The organism is Sphingomonas sediminicola, from assembly GCF_014489515.1.
Lineage (GTDB): Bacteria > Pseudomonadota > Alphaproteobacteria > Sphingomonadales > Sphingomonadaceae > Sphingomicrobium > Sphingomicrobium sediminicola.
In genome coordinates, this window is sequence record NZ_CP060782.1 from 1,440,186 (window position 1) to 1,456,729 (window position 16,544).

General features: G+C 62.7%; 15 protein-coding genes and 2 pseudogenes. 4 read left to right on the forward strand and 13 right to left on the reverse strand.

The genetic code is table 11. The features are described from left to right. Positions 1–12 precede the first annotated feature (12 nt). The gene (locus H9L14_RS07740) at positions 13–786 is read right to left on the reverse strand and encodes a Crp/Fnr family transcriptional regulator (RefSeq protein ID WP_222949787.1); all 774 of its coding nucleotides are present in this window, start codon (positions 784–786) and stop codon (positions 13–15) included. A gap of 71 nt (positions 787–857) precedes the next feature. Here H9L14_RS07740 and H9L14_RS07745 point away from each other — a divergent pair, with 71 nt between their 5' ends. The 3 genes from H9L14_RS07745 (at position 858) to H9L14_RS07755 (ending at position 2,835) form a co-directional block, all read left to right on the forward strand. After that, positions 858–1,283, forward strand: coding sequence for a hypothetical protein (locus tag H9L14_RS07745; RefSeq protein ID WP_187707654.1), 426 nt, complete (start codon positions 858–860; stop codon positions 1,281–1,283). A 65-nt stretch (positions 1,284–1,348) separates the two neighbouring features. Continuing rightward, positions 1,349–2,092, forward strand: a complete 744-nt coding sequence (locus H9L14_RS07750) for a cytochrome b/b6 domain-containing protein (RefSeq protein ID WP_187707655.1) — start codon at positions 1,349–1,351, stop codon at positions 2,090–2,092. After that, positions 2,089–2,835 (forward strand): molybdopterin-dependent oxidoreductase, encoded by a 747-nt coding sequence (locus tag H9L14_RS07755; protein ID WP_187707656.1) that lies wholly within the window; start codon positions 2,089–2,091, stop codon positions 2,833–2,835. The genes H9L14_RS07750 and H9L14_RS07755 overlap by 4 nt, the downstream gene beginning before the upstream one ends. Here H9L14_RS07755 and H9L14_RS15755 read toward each other — a convergent pair. The 11 genes and pseudogenes from H9L14_RS15755 to H9L14_RS07800 form a co-directional block, all read right to left on the reverse strand. Beyond that, positions 2,832–4,044 (reverse strand): annotated as a pseudogene (locus tag H9L14_RS15755) (NnrS family protein). The gene H9L14_RS07755 and the pseudogene H9L14_RS15755 sit on opposite strands and share 4 nt — an antisense overlap. 69 nt (positions 4,045–4,113) lie before the next feature. After that, positions 4,114–5,268: a serine hydrolase gene (locus tag H9L14_RS16615; protein ID WP_281389357.1), complete on the reverse strand. Its 1,155-nt coding sequence runs from the start codon at positions 5,266–5,268 to the stop codon at positions 4,114–4,116. Positions 5,269–5,339: 71 nt separating this feature from the next. After that, positions 5,340–5,693 (reverse strand): annotated as a pseudogene (locus H9L14_RS16620) (serine hydrolase); the annotation flags it as partial. A gap of 25 nt (positions 5,694–5,718) precedes the next feature. Then, a complete protein-coding gene (locus H9L14_RS07770) occupies positions 5,719–6,456 on the reverse strand; it encodes a hypothetical protein (RefSeq protein ID WP_343070163.1) in 738 nt (245 codons plus the stop codon). Positions 6,457–6,847: 391 nt separating this feature from the next. Then, on the reverse strand, positions 6,848–7,915 hold the full coding sequence (locus tag H9L14_RS07775; protein ID WP_187707657.1) for an N-acetyltransferase DgcN family protein: 1,068 nt from the start codon (positions 7,913–7,915) through the stop codon (positions 6,848–6,850). 102 nt (positions 7,916–8,017) lie between these two features. Further along, entirely contained in the window at positions 8,018–8,911 is an 894-nt protein-coding gene (locus H9L14_RS07780) for a TonB-dependent receptor (RefSeq protein WP_187707658.1), read from the reverse strand. 8 nt (positions 8,912–8,919) lie between these two features. Then, positions 8,920–10,068, reverse strand: coding sequence for a TonB-dependent receptor (locus H9L14_RS07785; RefSeq protein WP_187707659.1), 1,149 nt, complete (start codon positions 10,066–10,068; stop codon positions 8,920–8,922). 165 nt (positions 10,069–10,233) lie between these two features. Further along, positions 10,234–11,559: a peptide MFS transporter gene (locus H9L14_RS07790; RefSeq protein ID WP_187707660.1), complete on the reverse strand. Its 1,326-nt coding sequence runs from the start codon at positions 11,557–11,559 to the stop codon at positions 10,234–10,236. Next, positions 11,556–11,882, reverse strand: a complete 327-nt coding sequence (locus H9L14_RS16625) for an enolase-like domain-containing protein (protein ID WP_281389358.1) — start codon at positions 11,880–11,882, stop codon at positions 11,556–11,558. The genes H9L14_RS07790 and H9L14_RS16625 overlap by 4 nt, the downstream gene beginning before the upstream one ends. Next, positions 11,786–12,562 (reverse strand): enolase C-terminal domain-like protein, encoded by a 777-nt coding sequence (locus H9L14_RS16630; RefSeq protein WP_281389359.1) that lies wholly within the window; start codon positions 12,560–12,562, stop codon positions 11,786–11,788. The genes H9L14_RS16625 and H9L14_RS16630 overlap by 97 nt, the downstream gene beginning before the upstream one ends. Then, complete coding sequence (locus H9L14_RS07800) at positions 12,562–14,580, reverse strand: serine hydrolase domain-containing protein (protein ID WP_187707661.1); 2,019 nt, start codon at positions 14,578–14,580, stop codon at positions 12,562–12,564. The genes H9L14_RS16630 and H9L14_RS07800 overlap by 1 nt, the downstream gene beginning before the upstream one ends. A 121-nt stretch (positions 14,581–14,701) precedes the next feature. Here H9L14_RS07800 and H9L14_RS07805 point away from each other — a divergent pair, with 121 nt between their 5' ends. Beyond that, on the forward strand, positions 14,702–15,355 hold the full coding sequence (locus H9L14_RS07805) for a helix-turn-helix domain-containing protein (RefSeq protein ID WP_425506876.1): 654 nt from the start codon (positions 14,702–14,704) through the stop codon (positions 15,353–15,355). 8 nt (positions 15,356–15,363) lie between these two features. Here H9L14_RS07805 and H9L14_RS07810 read toward each other — a convergent pair whose 3' ends face one another. Further along, positions 15,364–16,533: an MFS transporter gene (locus H9L14_RS07810; protein WP_187707662.1), complete on the reverse strand. Its 1,170-nt coding sequence runs from the start codon at positions 16,531–16,533 to the stop codon at positions 15,364–15,366. Positions 16,534–16,544 lie beyond the last annotated feature (11 nt).

Below are 16,544 nucleotides of genomic sequence, written 5' to 3' on the forward strand. Positions count from 1 at the left end.
TGGAGGGCCTGACTAGGCGTCGAGATCGCCCGCCGCGACCTGCTCAAGAGACGCGCGATCGAGGATCTCGATGCGGTCGATTGCATCCAGCCGGATCAGCCGCTGCCGCTTCAGGAGAGCGAGTACCCTGCTCACAGTCTCTTTGGTCAGGCCAAGATAATCGGCAATGTCCGAGCGGCTCATCGGCAGGCGGATGAAGCGGATTTCGCCATCGATCGCACGCTCGGCGCGCTCCGCGAGCGCAAGGAAGAAACTGGCAAGGCGCTCCGTCGCCGTCTTGCGGCCGAGCAGGACCATCTGCTGCTGGGCGGCGGCAAGCTCGTGCGCAGCGAGACGATAGAGCTCACGCTCAACCTCGACATTCTCCTCGACGAAATTGTCGAAGCGCGAGCGCGGGAAAGAGCAAAGCTGGGAATGCTCGAGCGCCTCCGCTGTGAAGGCATGCTCGTCGTCGACGCTGATGCCGAGGAAATCGCCAGGCTGCATGAACCCGGTCACCTGGCGGCGCCCGTCGGGAAGGAGCTTGTAGAGCTTGATCGCTCCGCTGGTGAGGGTGAACACGCTCATGGCGGGATCGCCTTCGTGGAATAAAGGTTGCCCGGCACCCAGCCGAAGTTGGTTGCCCATGCCCCGAAGCTTCGAGAGCTTGTCGCAGTCGAGCACTCCGCAAACGGCCGCCGTGCGGACCGCGCAGCCCATGCACGGATGTCCTGCAGGTAGGGTGCTTTGGTGGCGGACAGAAGGTGCGAGCACGGGCGGCCTCTTGCGTTTGATGATCTGGATCATTCGATAGAGTGACCTGCCTCAAACCGGACATACGCATCTTCCCGTAGTCGCGAAGGTGGGAGGTCTGCGCGATGCCCGATTTGAGGATCCGACAACTCGATCGTGAGGACGTAGCCCGTGCATGGCCGCTGGTGAGGAGCAAATCGCGCCTTTCTTCTCTGTCCGGCTGGAATCGGTTCGCGCACGACCTGTTCGAACGAAGCGGCGGAATCATAGCCGTCTCGGCGGAAGACGGCTGCCTGCACGGGATCGCGACGTACGAGCCAATCACGAAAGGAAACTCCGGCCGAGTACTTAATGTCGAAATCATGGTGGCCTTCGAGTTGAGCCGAAGGGCGCCGGTTCGGCAGGCGCTTTGCGACGCGCTGCTCGGCTTCGCGCGGCTTTTCGACTGCGATTCCGTGCGTATCACGATGCTCGACGGCACAGTCGTCGAGCATCCAGCCGGACCGGCGGGCGCGGAGCAATGCCGCGAGGCCTCTCGTAGAGTAGAATAGAAGCCAGCTCCGCTGCTCCGAGGCTACCGCTGCTCCCAGGCTTCCGCTACAGAATGCGGTGAGCGATGAATCGCATCGAGATCGACGAGCCCGCACCCGCCGAGGCCTCTCAAGTCGTCGTCAGACACAGGCTCGGCACGCGCATCTGGCACTGGGTGAATGCGGTGACCGTGTTCGTCATGCTGATGTCCGGGCTTATGATCTCCAACGCTCATCCGCGACTCTACTGGGGCAATTACGGCGCGAACTTCGATCACGCCTGGCTCCAGCTCCCGCGCTTCCCCGGATGGCTGACGATCCCGTCCTACTACAGCCTGTCCGGTGCCCGCCGATGGCACCTGGCCTTCGCGTGGCTATTCGCCGCCGGGCTGGTGATCTTCCTGCTCGTCAGCCTGTGGAACCGGCACGTTCAACGCGATCTTGCTCCGACGCGCGATGAGCTTCGGCCTCGCCACATCTGGCACGACATCAAGGAGCATGCCCGGCTGAGCTTCCCGACCGGTGAGGCGGCGGCGCGCTACAACACGCTGCAGAAGCTGAGCTACGGCGCGGTGATCTTCGTGCTGCTGCCTCTCCTCGTACTCACCGGCCTTGCAATGGCGCCGGCAATGAGCGCGGCATGGCCGTGGCTGGTAGAAGCGTTCGGGGGCCGTCAGTCGGCGAGGTCAATCCACTTCCTTTGCGCAGCCGGAGTCGGCCTGTTCATCATCATCCACCTGATCATGGTGGCGCTCGCCGGCCCGGTGAACGAGATCGGGTCGATGGTCACCGGCCGCTTCAGGCTTCGCACGGAGGCCGGTCAACAATGATAAGCCGCCGCAAGTTCATCGCCGCCGGTACCAGTGGATTGCTGGTCGCAGGCTGCGACAGGCTCGATCGGAGCGAGACCTTCCGTGGGATCCTGCGCTCATCCGAAGGCCTGACGATGAAGGCGCAGCGGCTGATCACATCTCGCGACGCACTCGCGCCCGAATATCGCGCAGCGGACATGTCGCCCATCTTCCGATCGAACGGGACCCGGCTTCCGAATACGAACGAATACGCCCGGCACCTGAACGAGAACTTCGCCAACTGGCGCATCAACGTGGATGGCCTTGTGGCGCGCCCGCTATCCATCCCGATCCAGAAGCTGCGCTCACTACCGCATCGGACCCAGATCACCCGGCACGACTGCGTCGAAGGCTGGAGCGCGATCGGAAAATGGCACGGCGTCCCCTTGGCGACGATCCTGGGAGCCGCGGAGCTGAGCACGCGCGCCAAGTATATCGTGTTCCATTGCGCGGACCGGTTCGGCGACCGGCAATATTACGAGAGCATCGACCTCATCGATGCATTCCACCCGCAGACCATTCTCGCCTGGGCAATGAACGACCGGCTGCTCCCGGTTCCGAACGGCGCGCCACTCCGGCTGAGGGTGGAACGGCAACTCGGCTACAAGCAGGCGAAGTACATCCAGCGCATCGAAGCGGTTGAGAGCCTTGCCGGGGTCTACGGCGGCCGTGGCGGCTACTGGGAAGATACCAACGATTACGAGTGGTACGCGGGCATCTAGGCGCTTTCACCCAATCTCGGGCGCCAGAGGACTGGCGCGTAGGCGATCAGGAACAATAGCAATGCGCCGCCCCAGGCCAGGCCAGCAACCTCGATCGCAGGGCGATAGTCGAGAAGCTGCAACGGTGCTGAAACGCGCAGCAACGCGCCAACCGTAATCAGTCCGTAGATGGCGACCGTCGCGCCATTTGCCTTCAGGTCGCGGCCGGTGTGACCGAGGCTCGCGCGGGTCATGACGGCAAGGATCATCGTCGTCATCGCGCCTGCGGTGAGCGCATGGATGGCGGCGCTACGGGGATCGGCACGCCAATTTGGCTGGCACCCAGCAGGGCCAGGCCAATCGGAACCCAGGCGTAACCGACATGGAGAATGAGGACGAGCGGATCGGAGACGGTGCGAACCCCGCTCCAGCGTGCGAGCCGGACGAACTGAAGGGCGGCTGCGGCTAGCAACAGGCCCCCTGAGAGATAACCTGCCGGAGCTGTGACCCAGCCCAGCAAGGCCAGAGCCGTCGCTCCGATGACAAAGATGTCGAAGCGGCCAGGCTGCGACGGCAATCTCAATTTGACACCCTGCTTCATGAGCCAGTTACGGGTGAAGGACGGGGTTATCCGTCCCCGATCAATGAGATCATCAGGACGACGAGCGACAAGGCAAACATCCAGCCGAGATCGCTGTTGCCAATCAGGCCAGCCGCGCCTGCGTGATCGAGCGCATTGGCAAATCCGAAGAGGAGCACCATCCCGACAATGGGCAGGTTTCGGTTTTTCGACTGGAGGACCTCGCGGGCTCCAACTAACGCAAGCGTTAGATAGAAGCCGACGTCCAGCACCGCAGGAATCAAGCGGCCAATCTCGCCGGAGAAAAGGACGGCAATTCGCGCTGCAAGCCACAGGCCGAACAGCGAAGCGAGCGGCGGACCGGCGATCGGCAATCGCCCTGTCCAGTTCGGAATGGCCGTGAGCAGGAACCCGGCGACGATTGCACCCACGAAGCCGAACAGCATTTCGTGCCGGTGCCAGCTGAGCGGCTCGAACGCCGTTGGCAACGAGACCTCTCCGGCGAGAGTCCAAATCCAGAGCGCGAGTGCGATCAGCCCCCACGCCGCTCCCCCGAAAAAGAATGGCCGAAATCCGCCACGCAGGAATGGATGGGTTGCCGCCATCCGGCTTCTGCGGAGCGCAAGCATCTGTTCACCGCGCGTTATCATGCTCGAGCGAGTAACGCGCTCCTCGCACGGGAAGGATAAGTAACTTCCCTAGGATCGGCTAACGCAAGTTTACTTGCTCGCGGCTGCGGGAGTGAACAGCAGGTCCTGATAGTCCCAGCTGAAGTCCGCTCTCGGCGAGACGGGTTTCATCGTTATCCGGTTGACCTTGCCGTCGGCGCCGATCGAAAATGTAACATAGGCCGGCTCGACCCAGTCGAGTGACGGATTCATCCTGAACGTGTCGTACTGATAGTGCGTCAGCGGCCCCTCCATTCCCGTCGAGTGCGGGAATTCGATCGCGAGATTATGCCCGGCCTGACGCACCTTGATCGTGCCGTACCAAGGGTCGGTGTAGTCGCCGACGTAGTTGGCTAGTGGAAGCGACGGACCGATCTTGGTGGGCTTCGCTTCCGCGGTCCGAACCGCCTTCGCCGCCGCGTTCAGGCGAGCGACCTTGAAGGCGTGCCACTTCTCCGGCCAATGGGCTTGCGGATGGCCGAGATAATGGTCCAGCAGCTCGTACAGCAGGCCGCGGATGATCTCGCCGTCCTCGCTGTTCGACGCGATGAAAATGCCGACGTTCTTTTCCGGCAGGAGAGCGACAGTCGCCTGCGACCCGAGCACGGCGCCATCGTGCCCGACGACCTGAGCGCCGCGATAATCGGACAGGTCCCAGCCAAGGGCATAGAGATCGTAATGGGGCTGCGCCGCAGCGAACTCGGGCGGATATTGCGGGACTGGCGTGATGACCGCCCCAGTCCACATTTGCTCGGACTGTTCTTTTGAGAACAGCCTTTTCTCGCTGCCCGGGATCTTGCCCCGCCCAAGCTGCGTCAGCAGCCATTGGCTCATGTCGTTGGCGCTGATTGCCAGCCCGCCGGCCGGCGCAGCGTTTTGGGCAATTGTCGCATTCTCATCGAGCGGAGCCTGCGTTCCCATTCCGTGAACTGGGCCGTCGTTGCGGCTGTGCGGCCGCGCATGATTGGGATTTGCCTGGAATTCCTTGTCGGTGTTGGTCGAACTCTTCATCCCGAGCGGGCCGAAGACATGGTCGTGGATATACTGCTCCCACGTCTTGCCGCTGACTTCCTCGATCAGCTGGCCAGCCGCCATGTAGAGGATATTGTCGTAGGCATAGCCGCTGCGGAAACTGCTCGTGGGCTTGAGGTAGCGGATACGCCGCACCGTTTCCTTGCGCGACAAAGTGCTGTTTGGGAGGAACAATAAGTCCCCTGGCCAAGGCCGAGGCCGCTGCGGTGGACCAGCAAATCACGGATCGTCATCTCGCGCGTGACCCACGGATCCCACATGCGGAAGTCGGGCATGTAATCGATGACCTTGTCGTCCCAGCCGAGCTTGCCTTCATCGACCAAAGTCGCGAGCGCCGCGTTGGTGAAAGCCTTGCCCGTCGATCCGGTGAAGAAGATCGTATCGGCATCGACCGCCTTGTTCGTGGTGACGTCTCGAACGCCCAGCCGTGCGCGAGGGTGACCTTGCCGCCCTCGACGATGGCAATGCTGACTCCGGGGACGCCGATGTCTCTCCGAAGCTGCTCGACCCGCCGCTCGAACCCGGCCGGCGGGCGGCGCTAGAGGTGCCGCTGAGCGCGGCGAGCGAGACTGCCGCAAACATTGTGCGCAACGCGACACGAGGCTTCATTGCATCCCCCTTTGCTTAAGTCTCGAGCGCATGCTCCGGCGCCCGTTCGTTTCGGAAGATCTTCCAGACGCCGATGGTCAGCAGCGGCAGGACAAATACTGCGAGGAAGATGTAGGCCAGAGCCCGGTAGCCGTTGGCGATCAGGGCAACGAGGCCAAAGCGGCCCGCTGCGAACATGCACAATGCAAGCAATACCAGGCCGATGGTCAGGCGCGCGCGGTGTGACAAGGGAGCTCGGCCCCGAGATTCCCAAGCAATGTCGATGCGCTCGTTGATCGCGTGGACGGCGCTCGTCCCGCTTTCGAGAAGCGCCGAGAAGATCATAGCTTGAAACAGCAAGTGGAACCACGGCAGTCCCATGCGCTGCAGCAGGACATCTGACGGAAGCTGCGCGTCCTTGATGGCAGGATAGAAAGCCACCATCGGAATGAAGAACATAAGCGCCGGTAGCATTGTAAGCGGCCCAGCGAGCACGCCAGAGATCACTGCGTCGCGATCGCTGACGAGGTGCCGAAGCACGGGCAGAATGATTACTGCGCCGACCGTATTGTAGCTGGCGTACGTCAGGCCTCCCATCGCCCACCCGGCAGTTTCGGGGTGGGCCGCGAATGACGGCGCGATCAAATGGCCGAACGAATAGAGCGCGAAGACGATGAAGAGCGCGTACACCCCGTAAAGGAGATAGGAGACGTCGCGGAAAAGGCGTTCGACGGCCCTGTTCCCGAACGCAACGACGCCCGCGATCCCGAACATGAGCGCAACCGTTCCGACCCATTCCGGCGCCCCGAACACCGCCCCGCGATCGCTCCCGCCGCCGCACCGTAAACGGCGAGGATCAGCACCACGAGAAGCAGGTAGGCCAGTTCAAACAGAATCCAGCCGGGACCGACAATCTCTCTGAAAAAGTTGCGGTAGTCGAAAGTTTGTAGCCGCCGTGCAATTACGAAGGTGATCACCGAAAGAAGGCTCATGATCACGGTCGCGAGGCCGATGGCCATCAGTCCACCGCGCGGCCCGGACGGCAGGAAGAATTCGGCGAGCTCGCGGCCGGTCGCGTAGCCCCCGCCGATCACGAACGCCTTGAGCGCAAGGCCGGGCAGCAGGATGCGCTTGAACCAAGTGTGCTCGGCGTTCGCTGCGTCGGTCACGCCTTCAGGCAATCCGTAATTAGCGCGTCGAAAGCCGGTCCGCCGCGAACCGGATCGGCAACTGGAAGCCCCAATCGAGCAGACTCCGCGTCGCATTGGGAGGTCGCATCCGCATCGCTCAACGAAGACGTGTTCAGAGAAATCCCGCCGCAACGGATTGCGGGATTGGTCCGTCGTCCAAGCGAAATCGTGAGATCGATGATCTCCTCAACCGGCGGAACCGCGAAGTCTTCATCGCCGAGCAAGCGCGTTCGGCTTGGATCGTGGCACACGACGAACACGTCGGGCTGGCTGCCGTGCAACAGAGCTAGCGACACGCCGGCATAGGCCGGGTGAAGGATCGAGCCCTGCCCTTCGATCACGTCCCAGTGGTCAGGTGCGGCCGCAGGGCTCAGCAATTCAGCCGCCCCGGCCGCGAAATCGGAAACGACCGCATCCATTGGAATGCCGCCGCCGGAAATCATGATTCCGGTCTGACCCGTCGCCCGGAAATCGGTAGCGACCCCACGCGCGGCAAAGGCGCGAGCGATCGACAGAGCAGTATATTTCTTGCCGAGCGCGCAATCGGTCCCGACGGTAAGCAGCCTCTTGCCGCTGCGCTTGAGGCCGGTGGCGATTGGAATGTTCGCGGGCGGCGTTCGAATGTCGATCAGGCGCCGCCCGAGACGCTCCGCTGTATAGCGGAGCTCCGCGATTTGCCCGAGCTTCGCGTGCATTCCACTTACGATGTCGAGCCCCGCTTCAAGCGCATCGACCAGCGCAGGAACCCAGGCCTCGGCAATGAAGCCGCCCGAATTGGCAACGCCGATTACAAGCGCGCGAGCGCCCCGGTCGTACGCTTCCGACGGCGACAGCTTCGGCAGTCCGAGGCTGATCCGGGCGCTCGGAAGTGCATACTCGCCGATGCACAGTTCGGGCGCCCAGTCACGCAACCCGAACGCAGTCTTCGCAAAGCCCGCTTCAACGGTGTCGCCGAGAAACAGGAGGTACGGGCGCGGCAGCTGCCCCACCCGCGCGTCCGACCTGTCCGCTGTCCGCGCTCGTTCCTCCACGCCCTGCGCCATTTAGCGATCCCTATTGGCGAACGCTGAAGGACAGACCGACCGTGCGTGGCCGGATGACGGATGCAGCGAGGTTCCCGTTGAGATCGCCGAAGAACCCGAGATTCACGATCCCCGAGCATCGGTCAGGTTTCGCACGAAGGCGTCGAGACGGTAACGGCCAAATTCCAGGCCAGCATGGGCGTCGACCTGCCCGAATGAGTCCAGCTTCCGCTGCCCGTTTGTGGCGTCGAAATCGCTGAACCTCCGGCCAGTGTAGTGCCAGCTGATCCCTCCGCGGGCCGTCAATGAGTCGCTCAGCGGATGCTCATACTCGCCGCCAAGCGTCCACTGCCATTTGGGATTGTAAGGCAAGGGATCGCCCTTGACGCCGCCGACGATGATTGGCGCGTCCTTCGTCAAATATGCATCGACGTATGACCCATTGGCGAAAAGGGACAGGTTTCGGTTGGGATTGACGCCGACCGTCACCTCGACGCCCTTGCTTCGTGCGCTTCCGCCGTTGGTGTTGACGCCGAACCCTTCGACCTGTGCGAGGAGCTGAATGTCCTTCCAGTCGATCAGGAACGCGCTGGCTTCGAAGGTCAGCAGGCGGTCGTTCGTCTCGGTCTTCACGCCAAGTTCGTAGTTTGTCGTCGTATCGGGACCGAACTGCCGAGGCACGCCTTCCGGAGCGAGCGGCGAGACCGCATTCGGCCCGCCCGGACGATAGCCCTTGGCGACACGAGCATAGATCCGCGTGTTCTTGTTGGGCTTGAACGTGGGGGCGACCGAATAGGTGAAGACGTTGTCCGACGACTTTCCGTCGAAGCTGCTCGCACCACCAGCCAGGAGGCCGTCCGTTTTCTGCACTACCGACTGACTGTTGTGGCTGTAGCGGCCGCCCGCGGTCAGATCCAATTTCGGAGAAATGTGCCAAGTCGCATTCGCGAAGCCTGCATATTCCCGGTAGCGCGACGGCAGGGCGACAATGACGAGACCATCCAGGCCCGGGAACAAGTCACCGGTCAGCGCATCGACCCGTACAGGTTCTGCGTCAACTCATTCTTCTCGCGCGTGTAGAAGCCGCCGACCGTCCACTCGATCGTCTGCTTTCCCGTAGAGGCCAGCCGTACCTCCTGCGTAAAGCGACGCTGGGTCATCCCCTGGTCGACCGCGGCGCCCAGCGGCACACCGAAGAAGAAGGTCAGCAGCGGCCCGTAGACACTGCTTGCATCGACGACGGCCGTCTGATCGAGCGTGCCGTAACTTGTCGATGACACCAGCCCGACAGACCCGAAGTCGTAATCGATCGTCCCGTTGTAGATCCGATAGTCGATGTTGTTGGGCTGTTGCAGAACGCGCGACTGGGTCAGTCTTCCGTAGGCCGGCTTGAACGTGACGGGATCGAGATCGACCTCGTTCGTCCCATTGCTGCGGATGTTCTGGAGATGGACTGACGCCCGCACCGTCAGCCTGTCCGTTGGCCGTACGAGGAACGACACGCGTCCGCCGTAGGTCTTCCCGTCGTTGATGTCTTTTCCGAGGCTCGGGTCGTCGATGTAACCCGGGTCCTGGCGATAAAAGCCGCTCGCCCGGAAGGCTGCGTTATCCGAGAGCGGCACGTTGACCGCAGCACGACCCCACCAGGCCGTGTCACCGTGAGAGACGCCCTCAACACCGAGTTCGGCGGCGCCCCCGAATGAACTCGTCCCCGGTTCCACCGTCACGAATTTGACGAGACCGCCGAGCGAGTTAGCGCCGTACAGAGTGCCTTGCGGCCCACGCAGGACCTCGACCCGTGCAAGGTCGAACGGATCGATATCCGGCGTGAGAATTGCACCGTTCGCAAGCGCGGTTGCCGAACCGAACGGCGTTTCATCCACGTACGTCGCGACGGTAGCACCGACGCCGCCGGTGTTGACACCGCGCAGCACGATCCGGGAATTGCCAGCCTGGGTTTCGACGATGTTCGCGCTCGGAAGCCGGGTCAGGTAATCCGAAAACCGTGTCGCATGCAGGTTCTCGAGCGTCTCGGCGGTGACAACCGAAATCGACTGTGGAACGTCGAGCAGCGCCTGCTCACGCTTCTGGGCGGTGACGATGATTTCATCGCCTTCAGGTTGCTGTGCTTGCGAAGCCGCCGGCGCGTTTTGGGCGAGCGCCCCCGATGGCAAGCCAAGACAGAAGGCGGCTGCTGAGCCCAAGAGTGCAATTCGCGATGCGTTTCCGAGCCTAGTCATTTTCAACTCCCCTTGATCGATGGCCTGCGTCTCCGCGTCAGGCCTTGATGGCGCGGAACAGGCGCCGAAAATCTGCTCAGAATTTGAATTCGTCGGACCTCAGGCATTTTGAGGCCTCGCAATTCCCTCCGGGACGTCGGTCAGATCGACGACGCCTGACTGCTGCGCCTGAGCGAGTATCCGCCTGGTCGGCCGGTCGAGCAGGTAAAGCATGACCGCCGCAGCGCTCGCGATTGCCGCGAGCAGTACGAAGAACTGGATGTGCCCGAGGTGGCTCCAAAGCCGCCCGACCTGTCCCGCCAGTAGGCTTCCACTGAAGATGGCGAGATACCAGGAGGCAACCGTGGTTGCGCCGAGCTTCGGAGGCGCGAGCCGGGCGAACACGCCGAGGCCGTTGGGCAAGATGTAGAGCTCGCCCAGCGTGAAGATCACGAAATAGGTCAGCAGCCAAAGCCAGTGCGCGCGGCCACCACCGCTGAATGCCTCGGCGCCAGCGATCAGGAGATATGACGCGGCGACTATCAGCGCGCCGCACGCCATCTTTTGCGTCGGCGACAATTCGCGTCCTTGCTCCGCCTGCTTTTTCCAGCGGGCCAGCAGCAGCGGGGTCATGACCATGACAAGAAGCGGGTTCAGCGAGAAGAACATTGCAGCGCCGATCTCGACACCGCCGATCACCCGATCGACATCATCGCGCATCCACAGCGCGAACGTGTTGCCGATCTGCTCGTAAGCACCGCGGAAAATCGTCACAGCCAAGCCGATTCCGAGCAGCAGCAGGACAGTGTCGCGGCCCCTGTGCGTCTGCTTGCTGGCGGGAAGCACCGGCTCCGCCTCGTTGCGTTCAACCGGCAGGTAGGGCTGGCCCCAGACGTAGATGACGAGTCCCGCGAGCATTCCGACGCCGGCGGCTCCGAAGCCCCAGTGCCAACCGTAGGATTCGCCGAGGAATCCACAAATCAAAGGCGCGAGGAACGCGCCGAGGTTCACGCCGACATAATAGACGTTGTACGCCCACGGACGCCGCGGATCGTCGGCCTTGTAGAGGTCGTTGATCTGGCTCGGCAGGGTCGGAAGGAACAAGCCGTTGCCGAGCGCAATGGTCGCCAGCGCGAAGTAAAAGGCGGGCTGGAACGCCATCATGAAATGGCCCGCCGCCATGATCGCCGCGCCGATGATCACCGCGCGACGCTTGCCGAGCCAACGGTCCGCGATCGTCCCGCCGATGATCGGCGTGAAGTAGGCGAAGGCCGTGTAGAAGCCGTAGATGCTGGAGGCCTTCTCCTGCCCGAACAGCATCGTCGTCGTCATGTAATAGACGAGCAGCGCCCGCATTCCGAAGTAGGAGAATTGCTCCCACATGTTCGTGAGGAATAGGATCGTCAGTCCGCGCGGCTGACCGAACCAGTTCGACTTCTCACTCATGCGGCCAGTACCGCGGCCGGAGTTCCCCAGACCTCATCGGGGCACCAGATCTGGCCGTCGCTGTAATGAACGCCCGGAACGCGATCTTCCTTGAGGAAGGTCGGTCCGTCGAGGTCGACGTAATCGCACAGCTGTCCGAGGATGAACGCCGGAGCCATCGCAAGGCTCGTTCCGACCATGTTGCCGACCATCACGCCGAGGCCCAGCCGACGGGCTTCCTCGGCCATCAGCAGCGCCTCGGTAAGGCCCCCGCACTTGTCGAGCTTGATGTTGACCACCTGGAAGCGGCCGACGAGGCCCAGAACGTCCGCGAGGCCGAGCACGCTCTCGTCCGCGGCGATCGGAATCGGGCTCTCGAAGCCCTCCAGATCGGCTTCGCGCCCCGCGCAATCGGTTGCTCGATGAGGGACACGCGCTGTTCGCCCATCGCCGCTACGAGCGCGTCGAGCTGGCCGACACCAAAGCCTTGGTTGGCATCGACCCCGAGCCAGACGTCCGGCCGGGCGTCACGGACTGCCGCTACGCGATTGATGTCGAGAGACAGTTCGCCGGTAAGCTTGAGCTTGATTGCGCGAGCATCGGCGTAGCGCCGCGCTCCTTCGGCCATCTTCGCCGGATCGTCCGCACCCAGAGTGAACGTGGTGATCAGCGGGCGCGGAACTTCGATACCTGCCAGCCGATACGCGGCAATTCCGGAACGGTTCGCTTCCAGCTCCCACAGGGCGCAGTCCACCGCGTTGCGGGCTCCACCGATAGGAAGGATTTGCCGAAGCTCCTCGCGGCTCTCGCAGGCTTCGATCGCCGAACGGTTCGCTTCCAGCGCCTCGACGATCTGCGGCGCTTGGTCGCCGAGATAATAGACGCCGCCCGCCTCCCCCGCCCCGATGCTGCCCGTCTGTGAGCTCGACGACGACCAACTCCGAAGCCTCGAACACGTAGCCGGAGATCCGGAACGGGCGGCGAGACGGTGGGTCTCAATCCGGTAGGCGAGCGCCAGGCCCATCAGTAGTTCGTCGCGAAGCCGATGAGATGATAGGTGAGCGCAACCCAGAGGACGGTCAGTGCGGAGACGACCAACAGAGCGCTCCAGGCCTTGGCTTTCCAGGTCGCCTTCCAGCCGCCTTTCCGGCGCCAGACCGTCGCCGCGTACCAAAGGATCGCCGCGGCGCCTCCGATGAAGGCGATGAAGCTGATCACCTGGACCGTCAGGACCACCGGCAGGAAGCTGACGCTGAGATAGTTTAGGTCGTCGAACATCACCGAGATCATGACCACCCAACCGATCAAGGTCAGGAAGATGGCGGTGGCGGCGATGCGGCTGGCCCGATACGCCTTCAACTCACGACCCTCGAGTCCGAGCGCCGCACCGTAGCGGCGGCGAACGATCGCCCTGACCGGCCAGAAGAGCATGGTCAGGAAGAGGACTGCGAGACTGAGATAGGTCAGGGGGAGCAGCCAGGATGAGTTCTGGTACCAGGGCGTCCGGTCCCAGACGATGATCGGGGCAACGCTGCCAAGGCTGAAGCGAACCGCCTGGCCGTCGACGACCTTGGCGCCGAGCATCTCGTGGCTGTTTGCGTCGCGCCAGAGCATCGGACCGACGGCAACCCACTTGCGAGGCTGGCCGTTCAGTCCAAGGAACAGGCCGTCGGTCAGGACAGGTTCGCCGTCCTTGCCGACGCCGACCTTCGTCTGGCTGATGAAGTCGGTGATGCTGATAAAGCTGGAGAAGGACCGGCGCGAGGTCGACCAGGTACCGGCGAGCTTTTCGGCATTCGCCTTTGCTTCCTTCGCAGCGAGCTTCCGGGTGTCGGCGGGCGCCGGGAAGTAACGATCGGCGAACTCCTCCAACAACGTGTTGCGAAGCGCATGCGCTGCGCCTTCCTTGCCGGGGCTGTTGAACGAGACGAACAGGCCGACGTCGTCATTCAGAAAGAGATGAAGGTCGCTGTGGAAGGCGACCGTGTCGCCGCCGTGCGAAATCACCGGATGACCGTTGATGTTCGACTGGTAGAAGCCGAGCGACATCTTCTGCAGGCCCGGAATCGGATCGTTGGCGGTGGAATGCATCAGCTGCGCCGTGGCCGGCTTCAGCAACGGCCCGCCGTTCGCGAGATGCGCGATCATGAAGCGGCCCATGTCGTCGCCGCTCGCCGACAGGCTGCCGGCCGGCGCGACACCGACAAATTCATACCCGTAGGGCTTGTCGTTACCCGGCTGGTAGCCCTCGCCCATGAAGGGCTTCAGGTTTGCTGGAAGCGGCTGCCGGAAGGTCGCATACTTCATGCCCGTCGGCGCGAAGATATGGCGCTCTATGTAAGCCTCGAACGGCTCGCCCGAGACACGGCTGACGATGTAGCCCGCCAACGCCGTCGCCCAGTTGGAATAGGCCGGCGTCGTGCCCGGATCATAGACCCGCTTCGGCACCCAGCGCTTCAGGATCGTGTCGTAGGGAACGTACTTCTTCTGATCGACTGCGATCAGGTCCATCACCTGCTCTTCGAACCCCGACGTGTGCGTCATGATGTTGCGAAGGGTGATCGGCTTGCCGTTGCGCGGCGGAATCTTGAAATCGAGGTACTTGTTGACGTCCTCGTCGAGGTTGAGCTTGCCCTGCTCGACCTGCTGCATGACCGCCGTCCAGGTGAAGAGCTTCGAGGTCGAGCCTGGACGGAAAAGCGTGGTGTGCGGGTCGACCGGCTTGCGCTTCTCGACGTCCGAGAAGCCATAGCCGCGGCTGGTCAGGATCTGGCCGTCCTTGACGACGACCACCACTGCGCCGGGAATGTCCGCACGGCCGATCGAAATCGGCATGTAGCCATCGAGCCAGGCATCCACGTTCTCCGCCGTCAGCGGTTGCGCGCTGCCAGTCGGGAGCGCCGGTTTTACGAGTGGCGGCTGGAGTTGGCTGGCGATCGGCGCGGGCTTTGGAACCAGCGTCGGTTGAACCGCCTGGGCGTATGCGCCAGACAGAAACGCAGCGCCAATGATGACCGAAACCAATGCAGCCGCTTTCCGCATTTTCTCTCCCCTGACAGCGATTTGCTCAAACGGGCCAAATCGACTTATCATGCCAACAAGTGTCGGATGAGGACATAATGAGCCTGATTGGAAAATTGTCAAACGCGCGGCGGCAAGCGCTGTGAGCGGGCCGACGCTTGGCCAGATCATCCGCGACCTGCGGGCGAGAAAGGGCTGGACGCTCAAGGAGATGAGCGAGCAGAGTGGGATTCCGGTCTCGACCCTATCGAAGGTCGAGAACGGTCGGCTCACGCTGACTTACGACAAGCTCCAGCAGATGAGCGCTCGACTCAAGATCCGAATGTCCGACCTTTTTGCCGAGGTGGACCCGCAGGTTGAAAGCATCACCGCTCGCCGGAGTATTGGCCGGATCGATGACGCTGTCCGCGTGACGACGCCGAACTACGACTATTACTATCTGTGCCCGGAGCTTCGGCGGAAGCGCATGATCCCGATCGTGACCCGGATCGCGGCCAAGTCCCTCAACGAGTTCGGCGATCTCGTCCGGCACTCGGGCGAGGAATACATTCATGTGCTTGAGGGCAGCATCATCGTACATACGGAATTCTACGATCCGGTCGCGCTGAAGGCCGGCGAGGGAATCTACATCGATTCCAACATGGGCCACGCGTACGTGGCGGGCGAGGATTGTGAGGAAGCAGTCGTTCTCGGTGTCTGCTCGAGTGCGGACGAGGGCTTGATAAACTCGCTCATGAACATCCACGGTCCCGACGACGAGGCGGAGTCAGAACGTAAGGCGCGACCCGCCGCCTGACGTCCTGATCAGGCCGATTGTTGGTCGGTGCGGACGAGCGCCACGCAAAGGCCGGACAGCACCAGCATTCCTGCGAGGACCGTCAGTAGGAGGCTGAAGCCGCGTCCCGGCACCAGCCAGATCGCCAGCAGCGGCGCAATGATAGACGGCAGCGTGTTCGTCAGGTTGAGGATGCCCATGTCGCGGCCTCTCCGGCCCGGCGAGGGAAGCAGCTGCATCGAATAGGCCGAATGCAGGGACAGGTAGACCGCGGTCGCGCAGCCGAACGTTCCGTATCCGATGATCGATTGGGTCGTTCCGCCGTCCATCGCCATCAATCCAAGGCCGACGGCCGCTACGAGGGCCGCGGCGATCAGGAACGGCTTTCGCGGCCCAAGACGGTCCGACAACCGGCCGAACGCCAGGGTGATTGGAAAAGCGCAAGCGAGGGTGACCGCGCTGATCAGCGCAACCTGCGCCTGCGTCTCCGGAACGGCGAGACTTTGGAAATAATAGAGCAGGAATGCGAACAGCATGGCCCCAGCGATTTGCACCAGCAATCGCGCCAGCCAGAGCAAGCCGAAATCGATCCGAAGCTTGCCAGTCCGCCGCGGCTGGTTCGGGATTGTTTTGAGCTCGGATGGCGCCCGCACGAAAAGGAGCGGCATCACCAGGCCCAGGATCAGAATGCAGACCAGGCCAAGCTGCAGGCTTTGCGACGACACGCCCGGCAGCGTTACGAGGACGCCCGCCACAGCGCCAATGGGTGGGCCTGCGGCGAGCAGTCCGCCAAGCAAACCCTTCTCACTGTCAGGCACCGTGTCCGCGGCCCATGCGGTCAGCGGCGAAAGGAGCATGTTCAGTACGAGCTGATAGGCAATGATCGCCGCAATGATCGCAGCTTCAGATTGCGCGAAATGGAGCAGCAGGTAACTGCCGAGGGTGAGGACAAGCCCCGCCCCCGCCCAGCCGCGGCGGCTGCCGACAACGTCGCTCGCCCAACCGAATGCGATATTCCCGACGCTCGCGGCGATCGCTCCGAAAAGGGTGATGGCGCCAAGCCATTCGATCTTCGCATCACCCGCGAGCCCCGAGATCTTGTCTGGCAGAAGAAGCGTAAGGAGCGGCGCGTAGGCAACGACGCCGCCCGCGTTCGCAAGTCCGAAAAGGATGAGAAAGCGCCGGCGCGAGTCAGCCATCAAGGCCGATT